General features: G+C 60.7%; 12 protein-coding genes and 2 pseudogenes. 12 read left to right on the forward strand and 2 right to left on the reverse strand.

From position 1 onward, the window contains the following. Positions 1-489: aldehyde dehydrogenase family protein (locus DLM46_RS23265; protein WP_115104301.1), on the reverse strand; the 489-nt coding region annotated here is incomplete at its 3' end. Between the two features lie 278 nt (positions 490-767). Here DLM46_RS23265 and DLM46_RS23270 point away from each other — a divergent pair. The 3 genes and pseudogenes from DLM46_RS23270 to DLM46_RS23280 all read left to right on the forward strand — a co-directional run. After that, on the forward strand, positions 768-1640 hold the full coding sequence (locus DLM46_RS23270) for a GNAT family N-acetyltransferase (RefSeq protein ID WP_115104302.1): 873 nt from the start codon (positions 768-770) through the stop codon (positions 1638-1640). A 334-nt stretch (positions 1641-1974) separates the two neighbouring features. Continuing rightward, positions 1975-3372, forward strand: coding sequence for an aspartate aminotransferase family protein (locus DLM46_RS23275; RefSeq protein WP_115104303.1), 1398 nt, complete (start codon positions 1975-1977; stop codon positions 3370-3372). 53 nt (positions 3373-3425) lie between these two features. Continuing rightward, a pseudogene (locus DLM46_RS23280) lies at positions 3426-3611 on the forward strand (winged helix-turn-helix transcriptional regulator); the annotation flags it as partial. 142 nt (positions 3612-3753) lie between these two features. Here DLM46_RS23280 and DLM46_RS41305 read toward each other — a convergent pair. Next, positions 3754-3876, reverse strand: a pseudogene (locus DLM46_RS41305) (porin); the annotation flags it as partial. Between the two features lie 734 nt (positions 3877-4610). Here DLM46_RS41305 and DLM46_RS23290 point away from each other — a divergent pair. From DLM46_RS23290 to DLM46_RS23330, 9 genes are all read left to right on the forward strand, one after another. Continuing rightward, positions 4611-5900, forward strand: a complete 1290-nt coding sequence (locus DLM46_RS23290) for a quaternary amine ABC transporter ATP-binding protein (RefSeq protein WP_115104304.1) — start codon at positions 4611-4613, stop codon at positions 5898-5900. Beyond that, entirely contained in the window at positions 5897-6808 is a 912-nt protein-coding gene (locus DLM46_RS23295; RefSeq protein ID WP_244306340.1) for an ABC transporter permease, read from the forward strand. The genes DLM46_RS23290 and DLM46_RS23295 overlap by 4 nt, the downstream gene beginning before the upstream one ends. A gap of 132 nt (positions 6809-6940) precedes the next feature. Continuing rightward, positions 6941-7822, forward strand: coding sequence for a glycine betaine ABC transporter substrate-binding protein (locus tag DLM46_RS23300; RefSeq protein ID WP_115104305.1), 882 nt, complete (start codon positions 6941-6943; stop codon positions 7820-7822). Positions 7823-7912: 90 nt separating this feature from the next. Further along, complete coding sequence (glyA, locus tag DLM46_RS23305; protein ID WP_115104306.1) at positions 7913-9208, forward strand: serine hydroxymethyltransferase; 1296 nt, start codon at positions 7913-7915, stop codon at positions 9206-9208. A gap of 89 nt (positions 9209-9297) precedes the next feature. Beyond that, a complete protein-coding gene (locus DLM46_RS23310; RefSeq protein ID WP_115104307.1) occupies positions 9298-10185 on the forward strand; it encodes a dihydrodipicolinate synthase family protein in 888 nt (295 codons plus the stop codon). Positions 10186-10189: 4 nt separating this feature from the next. Then, entirely contained in the window at positions 10190-11521 is a 1332-nt protein-coding gene (locus tag DLM46_RS23315) for an NAD(P)/FAD-dependent oxidoreductase (protein WP_115104308.1), read from the forward strand. Positions 11522-11538: 17 nt separating this feature from the next. Next, complete coding sequence (locus tag DLM46_RS23320; protein WP_115104309.1) at positions 11539-13032, forward strand: aldehyde dehydrogenase; 1494 nt, start codon at positions 11539-11541, stop codon at positions 13030-13032. A gap of 104 nt (positions 13033-13136) precedes the next feature. Continuing rightward, positions 13137-13907, forward strand: a complete 771-nt coding sequence (locus tag DLM46_RS23325; protein WP_115104310.1) for a pyrroline-5-carboxylate reductase — start codon at positions 13137-13139, stop codon at positions 13905-13907. A gap of 226 nt (positions 13908-14133) precedes the next feature. Continuing rightward, positions 14134-15135 carry a LysR substrate-binding domain-containing protein gene (locus tag DLM46_RS23330; protein ID WP_115104311.1) on the forward strand — a complete coding sequence of 334 codons (1002 nt, stop codon included), beginning with the start codon at positions 14134-14136 and terminating at the stop codon, positions 15133-15135. Positions 15136-15151 lie beyond the last annotated feature (16 nt).

The raw sequence follows: 15151 nt of genomic DNA on the forward strand, positions 1-15151 counted from the left end.
CCACGGTGCGATCGCGCCGATCACGCCGTACGGTTCGGCGATCGTCATGCCGAGGTGGTCGTGATCGGTCGCGGCCACGTCGCCACCCAGCTTGTCGGCGAACTCCGCGTAGAAGCGGATGCCCTCGGCGGTGAACGGCACGTCCCAGCCAATTGCCTGAGCAATCGGACGCGTCGAACCGAGCGCTTCCAGACGGCCCAGGAACGGCGCATCGGCTTCGACCAGCTCAGCGAAACGGCGCAGGATTTTGGCGCGCTCGCGCGGCGCCATGCGTGCCCAGCCGCTCGTTCTGAAAGCCTGCCACGCGTTCTCCACCGCGCGATCCACCGTTCCGGCATCGGCGAGTGGCACCCAAGCATAGATCACGCCGTCCGAAGGGCGCGCCACCTCGATGCGGCGCCCGCCGCTGCGCAGGTCACCGTCCACATACTCACCGCCGATGAAATGCCCGCTGCGAATCGCGACGTCGTCCGGATTGAAGCTGTCCATGGGCAAGGTTTCCTGTGTGATTGGCTGAGGGTCCACGCGGGGGCTTTTTGACAACGCCGCGGCGATGACGAAATCATAGAGCCGTCGGCGCGGCATATGTCGCCGATAAAAATCGCCGCGCAGCAGAACACGCCCGTAATGAGCGAAGAAACCTGGCGTTTTGCATCGATTTTCGATGCGGCCCTTTCGAGCGCCGCGGATAGAAAGATCGTCCTAGTCACACCGCGCACCGGATGACAGAGTGACGGCGTAAATCTTCAGTCATTCAGGAGTACGGTGTGTCCGATTCGATTACCTATCGACCCTTCACCCACGACGACGTCGCCGCCGCGCACGCGCTGACGGTCGAGCTCAAATGGCCGCATCGCGCGGACGACTGGAGATTCGTGGCGCTTCTGGGCGGGGGCTTCGTCGCGGAAGACGCGAGTGGCGTGATCGGCACCGCCCTGTGCTGGAAGTACGGCGCCGACCGCGCCTCGCTCGGGATGGTGATCGTGTCCCCCGGGCAGCAAGGGCGCGGCATCGGTAGAAAGCTGATGGATCTGGTGCTGGAAGAACTCGGCAGCCGGGTCACGTTCCTGCACGCCACCGCGGCCGGACAGCCTTTATACGAAAAGCTCGGGTTTAGCGCAGTCGGCACGCTCGACCAGCATCAGGGCACGGCATTCCAGCCGCCTCTCGTTTCCTTGCCGCCCGGTGAGCGCCTGCGCCCACTCGGGTCGAGCGATACGGCACGGCTGGTCGAACTGGCGTCGCAAGCGAGCGGGCTGGACCGTGAAGAAGTCTTGCCTGCACTATTAAGCGCGGCCGACGGCATCGCGCTCGACCGCGACGGCGAACTGATCGGCTTCGCGCTGTTTCGCCGCTTCGGACACGGCTTTGCGATCGGTCCGGTGGTCGCGCCCGCGTCGGAGGATTCGAGCCGCGCCAAAGCGCTCATCAGCCACTGGCTAGCGCTGAACGAAGGCGTGTTCGTGCGTATCGACACCCCGGGCGAAAGCGGTCTCACGGAGTGGCTGGCACAGTTGGGCTTGCCGCGCGTGGACACGGTCGTCAAAATGGTCCGTTCCGCCACGCCGGGCGAGCCCGCGAACGCCGGACAGGATACGCATTACCTGCAATACGGCATCATCAACCAGGCAATCTGCTGACCATCATCGCCTTCCTCTATAAAGCCGACCCGGCGCGCGGCGCGCAATGGACGCGTCCGGACACGCTGTCGACGTGGCGCTCGATAATCTGCGCCGCCATCGCGAAGGTGTGCCGATGCTCGGCCAGATCGACCGGACTCAAGGCTATTGAGCACCGCGCGGAACGAAACGCCCGCGCGGCGGCGCTTTTCAGTGTTCGCAGCAGAAAATGCCAAGACCACGTATCAAAACGCGTGGCGCGCGCTTTTCCGGCAATTGTTTAGGTGAGCGGGCACTCGTCGCAGATCAGTAGTATGGAACGGTCAACAGCTCCTTCCCGCGACGAGAAACCACCATGCCGATTCATTCGCTCATCGAAGCCGACCGCAAGCATCTGATTCACCCGGTCATCAACTACCGCGCGCACGAAGCCCGCGGCGTCACCGTCCTCGAGTCGGCCAGCGGCGCCTTCCTGCGCGACGCGGCCGGCAACGAGCTGCTCGACGCGTTCTCGGGCCTGTGGTGCGTGAACGTGGGTTACGGCCAGCAGAGCATCGTCGACGCCGCCACGGCGCAGATGAAGAAGCTGCCCTACGCGACCGGCTACTTCCATTTCGGCTCGGCGCCGGCGATCGAACTGGCGCAAAAGCTGGTCGAGGTGTCGCCCGCTTCGTTGCAGCACGTTTACTTCACGCTCGGCGGCTCCGATGCGGTGGATTCGGCGATCCGCTTCATCACGCATTACTTCAATGCAACGGGCCGTCCCACGAAGAAGCACATCATCGCGCTGCAGCGCGGCTACCACGGCTCATCGTCGATGGGCGCGGGGCTCACCGCGTTGCCCGCGTTCCATCGCAACTTCGATCTGCCGCTGCCGAACCAGCATCATCTGCCGTCGCCGTACGCGTACCGCAATCATTTCGCCGACGACGCCGCGCTGATCGCCGCCTCGGCCGCGGCCCTCGAAGCGAAGGTGGCGGAGCTCGGCGCAGATAATGTCGCGGCCTTCTTCTGCGAACCGATTCAGGGCTCGGGTGGCGTGATCGTGCCGCCGGTCGGCTGGCTGAAAGCGATGCGCGAAGCCTGCCGCAAGCTCGGCATCCTGTTCGTCGCGGACGAAGTCATCACGGGCTTCGGCCGCACCGGTCCGCTGTTCGCGTGCCAGGGCGAAAACGTCGAACCGGATCTGATGACCGTGGCGAAAGGACTGACCGCCGGTTATGCGCCGATGGGCGCGGTCTTGATGTCTGACGAAATCTACCAGGGCATTGCCGACGGCGACGCCGAAGCGATCGTCGGTCACGGCCACACGTACTCGGCGCATCCGGTCAGCGCGGCGATCGGCCTCGAAGTGATGCGCCTGTATCACGAGGGCGGCCTGCTCGCCAACGGCGTGGCGCGCGCTCCGCGTTTCGCCCGCGGCCTGGATGCGCTGCTCGAGCATCCGCTGGTGGGCGACTCGCGCCATCGCGGCCTGCTCGGCGCGCTCGAACTGGTTGCGGATAAGGACAGCAAGGCGGGCTTCGATCCTGCGTTGAAACTGTCCGACCGGATCGCCGCCGCCGCGTATGAAAACCGCCTGATCTTCCGCGCGTTTGGCGACAACATTCTCGGCTTTGCACCGGCGCTGTCGTACACCGAGGCGGAGTTCGATCTGATGTTCGAGCGACTCGAAAAAACCCTCGACGACGTACTCGCGCAAGCCGATGTCCGGGCCGCTCTCAGGGACAAAACTCATGCCACCGCATGCTAGAGTAAAGGGCACCCCCAGCCACTTACCCCAATCGGCAGAGCGACGACGTTACGATGAGCAGCGACTGCAAGCTGGACCGGATTGATCTGCGCATACTTTCTCAGTTGCAGAAGAAAGGCCGCATAACCAACGTCGAGCTTGCCGATGCGGTCGGCCTTTCTCCCAGCCCTTGCCTGATCCGGGTCAAGCGTCTGGAGAAAGCCGGCTATATCATCGGCTACGGTGCGCAGATCCAGCTCTGTCTTCCCACTCGGAACTTGTGGCGCAGTGCTACCCGCAGGACGAATTGCGAATTCGTCGACGACACGTCGGCGGCACCTTTCAGCCCCAGCGGCTCCCTTGCACATAGCCGCTTTGCAGTTGATACGCGTGTCCCGTTCAAGTGTTGTTCGGGTAGTTAATGCCTTCGTCGATCACCCCGTATAACGTGACCGTATTCTGCGCAAAGACCGGTACCGAAAGCGTCATCGTCAATGCCGACGCCCGCAGCTTTATATTTCGCATAGTAAAGATCCCAAGCAAGAATATTAGATTTATGATTAACATCGATTTATCCGCCATGACCGCTCGTTGACCCGGTCAGCAACGGAAGCCTTCTCCACTACCCTCCGGCATTGCTCCGCCAAAGACACTTCTTCCATCAGATGGTTGTTGTGCAGCTTTGACCCATTCGCACGAATAGTCGGATCGGAGCTTATCAAGCCAAATCTCATATCCCGCTATGTTTTCTCCATGCTTTGCCCGACTTTTGGTTATGCAAAGCATTTCGCCGAGCCCAGGACATTCCCTATAACAAGGTTCCTCGTTAAATATTCAAAGACTGGCTGAAACCCCACCTTTTTTCTATAAACCCCTGATAAAGCCGACGTTGCGCGGCACTTCTGGCTGAAGCGCCTCTTCGTCCACCACGACACGCTCGGCCTTGCATTACCAAAAGTAGGGAAAAGCAGGCAGAAAATGTAGCTGGATCGATCAAATTGGCTTGATACGCTGCACCTCATGCATCAAGCGGAGGCGGGCAGCACCCGGTCGACATATTTCTTCTTTTATGCGACGAATCATCTTTTGCTGTTCGCCCGGCTGCCTTGCAGCTTTCATATTCGACAGCGGTATCCCGTTGCGTGCTGAAGCTTGCCGGGGATGTTCAGTCAGACGCGATCCTGGCCCCAAGTGTGGGGTGAGTCTGGAAGACGAGATCGCGGGCTTGATTTCTTGAACTCGCCAGTTGGGAAGACAGAATGAACCCTAACCTGACATTTGCGCCGGGAGATATGTTGAGCCCGGGCACAATGGAAGCGGAAGACGTTGCAGCGGCAGTCGAACGTGTCGCGGTTTCCGGGACCGGCATTCTTACGGTTAAAAACCTGTCGAAAATCTTCGGGCCGAAGCCCGAGCGTGCCGCCGAGCTAATCAAGCAAGGTCTTGGCCGCAACGAGATTTTCGAGCAGACCGGCAACATGGTGGCGGTCAACGACGTCAGCCTCAGCGTTAAGGCGGGCGAAATCTTTGTTGTCATGGGTCTCTCGGGTTCCGGCAAGTCAACGCTGGTTCGACTGCTCAACCGGCTGATCGAGCCGACGTCCGGCCAGGTCATTCTCGAAGGCCGCGACATTGCGCCCATGTCCACGCTGGAATTACGTGACGTGCGCCGCAAGAAGATGGCGATGGTGTTCCAGTCATTCGCGCTTCTGCCGAACCGCACGGTCCTCGACAACATCGCGTACGGACTGGAAGTCGCCGGCATCAAGAAAGCGCAGCGCTACGAAATCGCGCGTACCGCGCTCACGCGAGTCGGTCTCGGCTCGTACGAAAAGCTGCTTCCCAGCGAGCTATCCGGCGGCATGCAGCAGCGGGTAGGCCTCGCACGTGCGCTCGCCGTCAATCCCGCAGTCCTTCTGATGGACGAAGCGTTCTCGGCATTGGACCCGCTGATCCGGTTCGAAATGCAATGCGAACTTCTGCGGCTTCAGAAAGAAGAGCAGCGGACCATCGTCTTCATTTCACACGACATCGAAGAAGCCATCAAGATTGGCGGCCGGATCGGCATCATGAAGGATGGCTGCCTGATTCAGGTCGGCACGCCTGCGGAGCTCATCCAGTCGCCCGCGGACACCTACGTACGGGACTTCTTCCGCAACGTCGACGTTTCCCGGTTCCTCAAGGCCTCCAGCCTCATGACAAAGATCGACCGGGGTCTCATTTCCTGCGACGTCGGCACATCCTCGGAACGTTACCTCAATCCGCTCATCGATAGCGGCGTCGAATGCGGCTATGTCTGCGACGAATCAGGCCGATATCAGGGCTGCGTCACGCCAGCCTCTCTGCATAAGGCCGGTACGCGCCCCGTGCGCGACGCCCTGCTCCCGGACGTGAATGCGGTTTCGCTGGATGCGGACCTGCATCAACTGGCTGCCGTTGCGTTGAGCCAGGATCACGACGTGCCCGTCACCGACACGGCCGGAAAGCTCGCAGGCGTGGTGTCCTGCCGGACGATACTCAAGCAGGTTATGGAACGGAGAGCAGCATGAACTCGTCAGTCATCGGGAAAATTGCAGAAGACGGCGTCAATTTTCTCTTTCAGCATTTCCGGGGCGGCTTCGACGCTTTCTCCGCCTCACTGGGTGCGGTAATCAAACTGCTGCAGGACGGACTGGCTGCGATTCCGTTTGTTGCGATGCTCGTCATCCTCGTGGCATTTGCGTTGTGGCGGCGCGGTATCGTGTTTTCGGTCTTCGTCGGTCTTGCACTTCTCGCCATTCAATACATGGGTCTGTGGGCTCAAACGGTTTCAACCCTGGCACTCGTTATCGCAGCGACCTTCTTCAGCCTGGTAGTGGGCGTGCCGCTCGGCATCTGGGGCGCGCGCAACAAACGGGTGGAAATGATTCTGCGTTCGCTGCTCGATTTCATGCAGACGATGCCCGCCTTCGTCTATCTGATCCCGGCGGTCATCCTGTTCGGCCTGGGACGCGTCCCGGCGGTGATTGCCACCATCGTGTTTGCCATGCCGCCGGTCGTGCGCCTCACGACCCTGGGTATCCGGCAGGTGCGCGAGGAGTTGCTGGAAGCAGGTCGCGCCTTCGGCAGCACGGACATGCAGCTTCTCTGGAAAATCCAGCTGCCGAATGCGCTGCCGTCAATCATGGCCGGCGTGAATCAGACCATCATGATGGCGCTTTCGATGGTCGTGGTGGCGTCGATGATCGGCGCCGGCGGACTGGGCGAGTACGTGCTGAGCGGCATCCAGCGTCTCGACATCGGGATCGGCTTCGAAGGTGGACTCGGCGTCGTGTTGCTTGCCATCGTGCTCGACCGCCTGACGGAAAGTTTCGGCGTGAAGGCGAAGAAGACAAAGAAGGCCAAACGCGTCACACCCGGAGTCACGCCCGGCGCGGGAACGGCAAAGGCCGGCACAAACGCCGCGGCGCGTACCTGACCGGCAGTATCGCATCGCGAATGCGGTGCGATCGCCACAGGCAGTAGGTAGTAGGGAGTTCGGAGACCAGACACGCTATTGCAGCGGCCGTCAAATTTTCAAGAAAATTTCATTATCACGTAGGAGTACTGTATGAACAGCAATGTGTTGAAGTCGCTGGTTGCGAAACTGGCGGTGTCGGCGGTCGTTACGATGGTTGCCGGTGTGGGGTCGGCGGTCGCGGCCGAACCTGTCAAGATGGCGGTCACCAACTGGGCCGACGTTCTGGCGGTGGCCAATGTGGCCAAATACGCTCTGGAGACGAACCTCAAGCAGCCGGTGCAGTTTGTTCAGGCCGATATCGGCATCCAGTACCAGGGCGTGGCCCGCGGCGACCTCGACATCATGGTGGGGGGCTGGCTGCCGGTGACTCATGCAACGTATTACGCGAAGTACAAGAACGATATGGACGACGTCAGCGTCATCTATACCGGCGGCAAGAACGGTTGGGCTGTGCCGGCGTACATTCCCGAGTCCCAGCTCTCGTCGATTTCCGATCTGGAGAAGCCCGACGTCAAGAGCAAGCTGAACGGCACCGTTCAGGGTATCGAGCCCGGCGGCGGTCTGATGCAGGCGTCCGAAAAGACCATCAAGGCGTACGACCTGAACGGCTACAACCTGCAATCGTCGAGCGAAGCCGGCATGCTCGCAGGCGTGCAGCGAGCTTATCAGTCGAAGCAATGGATTGTGGCCACGGTCTGGAGCCCTCATTGGCTGTTCCAGAAGTGGCAGATGCGTTACCTCAAGGACCCCAAAGGCACGCTGGGTGGCGAGGAGCAGGTTCACGCCTTCGCATCCAAACAGTTCGCCACCAAGTTTCCGCAGGCGGACGTTTTCTTCAAGCATTTCAAGCTGACTCTCGCTGACGTCGAGGCCATCGAGTTCGAGGGCAACGCCACGAACGACTATGCGACGGCAGCGAAGAAATTCGTCGACGCGCATCCGGACAAGCTGAAGGCCTGGTTGCAGCAATAAATCACGTTGTTCTCGCCGTGGGCGGAGGTGTAATGGCCGCTCACGGCGTTGCATGACATGTCTCACACGATCTAATTCCGGAGTGACCACGTGAACGAGAACTCACGCTTTTTTGCTGAAACTCTCCAGAGCCGTGACCCCGTCATCGCATCAGAGATTGCGTTGGAGTTGCGTCGCCAGCAAACCCAGATTGAACTGATCGCTTCCGAGAACATTGTCTCGGCCGCGGTGATGGAAGCTCAGGGCACCGTGCTCACCAACAAATACGCGGAAGGGTATCCGTCAAAGCGGTATTACGGCGGTTGTGAGCACGTGGACAGGATTGAAGCACTGGCCATTGACCGCGTGAAAGCGCTGTTCGATGCCGAATACGCGAACGTGCAACCTCATTCGGGTGCCCAGGCCAATGGCGCGGTGATGCTCGCGCTGGTCAAACCGGGCGACACGGTGATGGGCATGTCGCTCGATGCCGGCGGACATCTGACGCATGGCGCGCGTCCCGCGCTTTCCGGCAAATGGTTCAACGCGGTCCAGTACGGCGTGAGTCCCGAAACGTACCGCATCGACTATGAGCAAGTGCGTCGGCTTGCCGAAGAGCATCGCCCCAAACTCATCATTGCGGGCTATTCGGCCTACCCGCGCGCGCTGGACTTTGCCGCTTTTCGCGAAATCGCCGATAGCGTGGGTGCATTGTTGATGGTCGACATGGCGCACATTGCCGGGATCGTCGCAGCGGGCAGACACGAAAACCCCGTTCGATTTGCGGACGTGGTGACGTCCACGACGCACAAGACGCTTCGCGGACCGCGCGGCGGCTTCATCCTCACCAATAACGGCGACATAGCCAAGAAGATCAACTCGGCCGTATTTCCGGGCCTGCAGGGCGGCCCGCTCATGCACGTCATCGCAGGCAAAGCGGTCGCCTTTGGTGAAGCGCTTCGTCCGGAATTCACGACGTATATCGACCAGGTGCTGCGTAACGCCCATGCGCTCGGCAACGTCCTGACGTCGGGCGGCCTGAGCCTCGTCACCGGCGGAACCGACAACCATCTGTTGCTAGTCGACTTGCGCGGCAAGCGGCTCACCGGCACCCAGGCTGAAAAGGCGCTGGAGCGTGCGGGCATCACCTGCAACAAGAACGGCATTCCGTTCGATACGGAAAGCCCGACAGTCACCTCGGGAATCCGCCTCGGCACGCCCGCTGGAACAACGCGAGGCTTCGGTACCGACCAGTTCGAGCAGGTCGGCCAGATGATTCTGGAGGTCCTGTCGGCGCTCGAACAGGAGCCCAACGGCGATGACCAGGTCGAACGTGCGGTCCGCAGCCGCGTAAGAGATTTGTGCAGCCAGTTTCCGATTTACTCACATGCTGAGGCACTCGTGTAATCCGCCAGCGGTTCGTCAACGAATTGCCAACGATTCTTGCCGACTATCCCGGCAGCGCTTTGCACCTTTTATACAAGAGAGAATTCGAAATGAGCTTCGAGGGAGTACACACACCACTGGTCACGCCGTTCAAGCCGGACGGAGAAATCGACCATGATCTTCTCGGCAGGCATGCCGCCAATCTTGCCGGTCGCGTTTCGGGCCTTGGGGTCGGCGGGACGACGGGCGAATACTATGCGCTGAGCTTCGAAGAACGGGTTCAGACGTTCAACACGGTCGCCGAGGCGGCAGGCGGCAAGACGTATCTGACTGCAGGCATCAATGCGACCACGACGAAGGAAGTCATCCGTCTGGGTCAGGAAGCAAAACGCGCCGGTCTGTCCGCATTGTTGCTCGCCGCTCCGTACTACGCCCAACCGACGCAGGAAGAGCTGCTGAACCACATGTTGACGGTGGACGACAGCCTCGACATGCCCATCATGCTGTACAACTTCCCGGCTCGCACTGGCACGGACATCGGCGATGACGTGCTGACCAGGCTGCTCGAGCGGCCGAACTTCATCGCGATGAAGGAAAGCACCGGCGACATTTCGCATCTGCATCACCTCGCCACGCATTTCCGTGACAGGCTGGTACTGAGCTGCGGCATGGACGACCAGGCGCTCGAGTTCTTCGTATGGGGTGCAAGGAGCTGGGTCGCCGGTGCTTCCAACTTTCTGCCCGAAGCGCACACCGCGCTCCTCGACGCATGCGTCAAGCAAGGTGACTTCGCAACTGGCCGCAAGTTGATGGCGCAACTGCTGCCGGTACTCGAACTGCTGGAGCGCAGTGGGAAATTCATCCAGTACGTTCGCTACGGATGTGAGCTGGCCGGCATGCCTGTCGGTGTTGCCCGCGCGCCGCTCGGCACGCTGACCGACAACGAGCGCAGCACGTTTGGCCAGCTCGCTCAACCTATGTTGCGCAGCGCGCAGTAACTGCATGACCTCGAAACTGGAATTCGCGCGGTTCCCGGCGCCAGACGGCGTGAACGGCTGGTGGGAAAGTCTGCCACCGCCCTCGCCCGCCAATACGGTGTCTGCCGGGCATCGATATGACTGGGTCGTTGTCGGCGGTGGTATTACGGGGCTGTGTGCTGCGCGGCGTCTGGCGGAGCTTGCGCCTGATGCCACGATCGCGCTGGTCGAAGCGGACCGTATCGGGCGCACCACGGCGGGACGAAATTCCGGATTCTTCGTCGATTTACCCCACGACATAAGCAGTGAAAGCTACTCGCGCAGTGTGGAAGCCGATAAGGCCGATGTTCGGTTTCAACGTCACGGCATTGACTATGTGCGCTCGACGGTCAAGCGGTACAACATCGATTGCGACTGGCGGGACGACGGCAAGTTTCACGCTTCGGTAAACAGGAAAGGCCACGCCGCACTGAGCCACTTTGCAGAAGGACTCGCTCGCATCGACGAAGGCTTCGAGTGGCTGGACGAGACAGCCATTGCAAGCGTGACCGGAACGGATTTCTATCAGGGCGCGCTATTTACGCCGGGTTGCAGTACGGTTCAACCCGCAGCGCTGATGCGCGGTCTCGCGGCGACGTTGCCGGAGAATGTGAAGATCTTCGAACTTAGCGCGGTCAAGGGAATAGAAGACCAGCGTCAGGGGAAGGTCCTGAGCTTCGACTGCGGCACGATTGTGGCGAAGCGCGTGATTCTATGCACCAACGCGTATGCGGCGACCTTCGGCGGGCATCCGAATGGTCTGCTGCCTGTCTATACGTTCGCCTCCATGACGCGGGTAATGAACCCGGAGGAAGTCGCGAGGCTCGGCGGTACGCGGTCGTGGGCATTGATTCCCGCCGACCCCATGGGCTCGACCGTTCGCCGTCTGATTACGGACCGCATCTGCGTTCGCAACCACTTCGCCTTTCGACCCAGCCTCGAACTTTCGCAAGCCGACCTGGCGAAGGCGAAGAGTATGCATCAACGGTCGTTCGACCGGCGCTTTCCGATGCTCAAGGACGTCGAACTGGAATACACATGGGGCGGCCCGTTGTGTCTGTCCGCGAACAACGGTGCGCTGTTTGGACGCCGAGACGATGGCGTCTTTCAGGCGATCGGATGCAATGGCCTCGGTCTGAGCAGAGGGTCGGCATCCGGCAAGCTCATCGCCGAATATGCACTCGGCCAATCCGACGAACTCATTCGCCAGCTTTTGAATCAGCCGCATCCGCGCTCGCTGCCGGTCCGCCCGATTGCGGACGTAGCGGTTTCAGCGGCTATCTGGATGAAGGAATTTTCGGCGGGGGCCGAGCTTTAAATTTGTGAGGACAGGACATGACGACTTATCAGGAATGGCAGCAGAAAGCTGAAACCTTCTCACTCGATGGAAGAGCGTTTATCGCGGGGCAACGGTGTCCGGCTGCGTCGAACGAGACGTTCCAGACGCTCAATCCTTCGACGGGAAAAGTACTCGCCGGTATCGCAAAGTGCGATACGAAAGACGTCGACCGCGCGGTTGTGGCGGCGAGAGAGGCGTTCGAGTCCGGCGTGTGGTCGAAGGCAGCGCCGGCGCAGCGAAAGTCGGTGCTTCTGCGGCTCGCGCAACTGATCGAGGAAAACGCTGAGGAACTGGCGCTTCTCGAAGCACTCGAGGCGGGCAAGCCAATCAGCGAATGCTTGGGACTGGACATCCCCGAATCCGCAGCCTGTATCCGCTGGCACGCGGAAGTGACCGACAAGCGGTACGACGCACTGTCGCCGTCGGGCGCGAGCGTCGTGAGTATGATTACGCGCGAGCCGATCGGCGTCGTGGGCGCGGTGTTGCCGTGGAACTTCCCCGCGCTCATGCTGGCCTGGAAAATCGGCCCTGCGCTGTCGGTGGGCAATAGCGTCATTGTGAAACCCGCCGAGCAGACGTCGCTTTCCACACTGCGCATCGCCGACCTCGCAACGCAAGCCGGCGTGCCCGCGGGCGTCCTCAGCGTCGTAACCGGTTTTGGTGAAAGCGCGGGCCAGGCCGTGGGCCGCCATGCGGATGTCGACCTGGTTGCTTTCACAGGCTCCACGGAAACCGGCAAGCGATTCCTTCATTACTCGGCGGACACGAACCTGAAGCGAGTCGTGCTGGAGTGCGGCGGCAAGAATCCTCAAGTGGTTCTGCCCGACGTTGCGAACCTGGACGCCGTCGCGGAGCAGGCAGTCGCCGCCGCCTTCTGGAACATGGGCGAGAACTGCAGCGCGGGCTCCCGAATTCTGGTTCCTTCGACTACCAAAGCCGAGTTGCTCGAAAAGGTTCTGGTCGTTCTGCAAGGATGGAAGACGGGCGACCCGCTCGACCCCGACGTCAAGCTCGGTTCTCTGATTGAAGAGAAGCATTATCAAAAAGTACTCGCCCACATCGAGAAAGCGAAGGCGGAAGGCGCGCGCCTCGTGTGCGGCGGCAAAGCCACGCGCACTGAAACCGGCGGGTGGTTTGTCGAGCCGACCATCTTCGACAACGTCACCCCGCAGATGAGCATCGCCCGCGAGGAAGTTTTTGGCCCAGTCGTCTGCTTCATCGAATACGCGGACGTCGACGAGGCCGTCCGGATTGCCAACGACACCTGCTATGGACTCGCTGCATCGCTATGGACCGACAACGTCAACAACGCTCACAAGATTGCCGCCCGGATCAGGGCGGGTACGGTCACGGTGAACTGTTTTGGCGAGGGCGACCTCTCGACCCCTTTTGGTGGATTCAAGCAATCGGGCTTCGGTGGCCGCGATAAATCGGTCTATGCGCACGACCAGTATTGCGAGCTGAAGACCACCTGGCTCAAGCTGGACTGAGGCAATTCGATTCGAGCGGGAGCCCGGCTTGTCACGCCGGGCTATTGACTTTCCGGACGCGGCTGCGTTTGACGCTGCCGCGCTTCAACGCTATGTGAGACCCAATGCGACTTGGATTCATCGGGACCGGCACCATCACGCAGGCAGTCGTCACCGGATTGCTTCGGTTCGACTTTCCGTTTGACCGCATTTCGCTGTCGCCCCGCAATGCGGAAACTGCTGCGGCGCTTGCCGCGCTTGATAGGCGAGTGCAGGTAGGCAAAAGCAATCAGGAAGTGCTGGAGGCGTCCGACGTTGTCTGTCTTGCAGTCGTGCCGCAAATCGCTGCCAACGTGTTGAGCGAACTGCATTTTGATTCGCGCCATCATGTCATCAGCTTCATCGCGGGAATGTCAATCGACGAAGTGCGCAGGCTCGTCCGCGCGCGCAGCAAGGTCGTTCGCGCGATACCGTTGCCGGCAGTGGCCGAGGGCAAGGGAAGCACGGCAATCTGTCCCGCGGACCGCGTGGCGACATCCTTGTTCTCGGCACTGGGGCAAGCTGTCGAAGTCGACGACGAGGCCAAATTCGACGCACTGTCGGCCGTAACCGCGACGATGGCGAGCTTCTATGCGGTGCTGGAAGCCCAGGCGTCATGGCTGGTCCGCCAGGGCCTGGATTACGATGCCGCTCGCTCATTTCTGTCGGGTTACGCTGTTGGTCTCGCACACGATACGACCAGAAGCGGGAAATCGTTTACGGGGCTGATCGAGCACTGCATGACGCCGGGTGGCATCAACGAACAGGTTCACAACGAGCTCTCGAAACGCGGGACGTACGCACATTTCGCCGAGGCTCTCGACCGGGTGTTGGTGAGGATTCAAGGTCGCCTATAAGGCCACATTTAACGCCGCATTTAACGCCACATTTAACGCCGCCGGGAGCGACGCTGTCCCCGGGTTGACCTCTCTTGCCAGCGAGCAAGGAGACTCGCACACTATTCCAGTTGAGATACCCCTGTCTCATGACCGGGGTAGCCGCCTTGCACCGAGGCAAATTGGGCGGCGTAGCTCCGCAGTCCTCGGACAGAACCACGCGCTTGCGCGTGAAAAGGTGACAACGATGCAACAGAAGCATTTATTCGCTGACAGACTCCTCGCCCAGATGCCGTCGTTGCGGGCGCTGCGATGCTTCGTCACCGCGGCGCGCTACGAAAGCTTCACGCAGGCGGCAGAAGTGCTTTGCGTCACGCAGGCCGCAATCAGCAGGCAAATCAAGGAACTCGAAGATTCACTCGATGTGGCCCTGTTTGAGCGCACCGGGCGGCATATTGCGCTCACCGATGCGGGCCGCATTCTCTACAACGCGTCGTATCTGTCGATCATGAATATCGCGGAGGCCGCCGAAGCGGTGCGTCGCTCCGACAAGCGCGCGCTGACCATTTGCGTCTCGCATACGTTCTCGGCTCTGTGGCTGTCGTTCAGGCTGCCCGCGTTCCGCAAAAGGTTCCCGGATATCAGATTGGTCGTGATGGTGACCGAGCATTTCATGGAGCTGGACGAGCTCATGCAACCTGACGTCATCATTACCAAGAATCCGCCGCGCGAACCGGAGTACGAAGTCGAGCCTCTCTTCCACGACGTGGTGTATCCCGTCTGTAGTCAGCCGTTCTTCGAGCAACATTTTCGCGGGCAGTCGTTGAAGCCGCTCGACCTGCTATCGCAGCCCACGTTGAACCTCTCGCTGCTGGGACGGGCCCAGGTGTGTGAACATGTCGACTGGCGCGTGTGGCGAAACTGGTTTCAGCAAGGTGATGGCACAGACAGGGTCACCGAAAACGAACACTTCGAGAGCAACGACTATCGACTCCTTGTCGCCCAGGCCGAAGCGGGCGAAGGCACCCTGCTCGGCTGGCATCACCTTGTCCATCGCCAGATCGAACAGGGCCGCCTGATTCGGCCGGTGCAGGACGCGCTCGAGTTCCACGACCGTCATCACTACCTGATCACGCACAAGAACGCGAAGCTTCGACCGGAGTATCGACAGTTCCGTGAATGGCTCGGTGAGGAAGTCGGCGCGATGATGCGCGAATGGCGAGGCGTCGAAGCGCAGACCACCAGTTAGCTCTTGCTGACACCCG

The sequence above is a fragment of the Paraburkholderia lacunae genome (genome assembly GCF_003353175.1).
GTDB lineage: Bacteria > Pseudomonadota > Gammaproteobacteria > Burkholderiales > Burkholderiaceae > Paraburkholderia > Paraburkholderia lacunae.

Bases quoted from the DNA above. Each gene is read 5' to 3' on its own strand.
- DLM46_RS23275 (WP_115104303.1), top strand. From the start codon at position 1,975: ATGCCGATTCATTCGCTCATCGAAGCCGACCGCAAGCATCTGATTCAC.
- DLM46_RS23300 (WP_115104305.1), top strand. From the start codon at position 6,941: ATGAACAGCAATGTGTTGAAGTCGCTGGTTGCGAAACTGGCGGTGTCG.
- DLM46_RS23330 (WP_115104311.1), top strand. From the start codon at position 14,134: ATGCAACAGAAGCATTTATTCGCTGACAGACTCCTCGCCCAGATGCCG.
- DLM46_RS23310 (WP_115104307.1), top strand. From the start codon at position 9,298: ATGAGCTTCGAGGGAGTACACACACCACTGGTCACGCCGTTCAAGCCG.
- DLM46_RS23325 (WP_115104310.1), top strand. From the start codon at position 13,137: ATGCGACTTGGATTCATCGGGACCGGCACCATCACGCAGGCAGTCGTC.
- DLM46_RS23320 (WP_115104309.1), top strand. From the start codon at position 11,539: ATGACGACTTATCAGGAATGGCAGCAGAAAGCTGAAACCTTCTCACTC.
- DLM46_RS23315 (WP_115104308.1), top strand. From the start codon at position 10,190: ATGACCTCGAAACTGGAATTCGCGCGGTTCCCGGCGCCAGACGGCGTG.
- DLM46_RS23290 (WP_115104304.1), top strand. From the start codon at position 4,611: ATGAACCCTAACCTGACATTTGCGCCGGGAGATATGTTGAGCCCGGGC.
- DLM46_RS23295 (WP_244306340.1), top strand. From the start codon at position 5,897: ATGAACTCGTCAGTCATCGGGAAAATTGCAGAAGACGGCGTCAATTTT.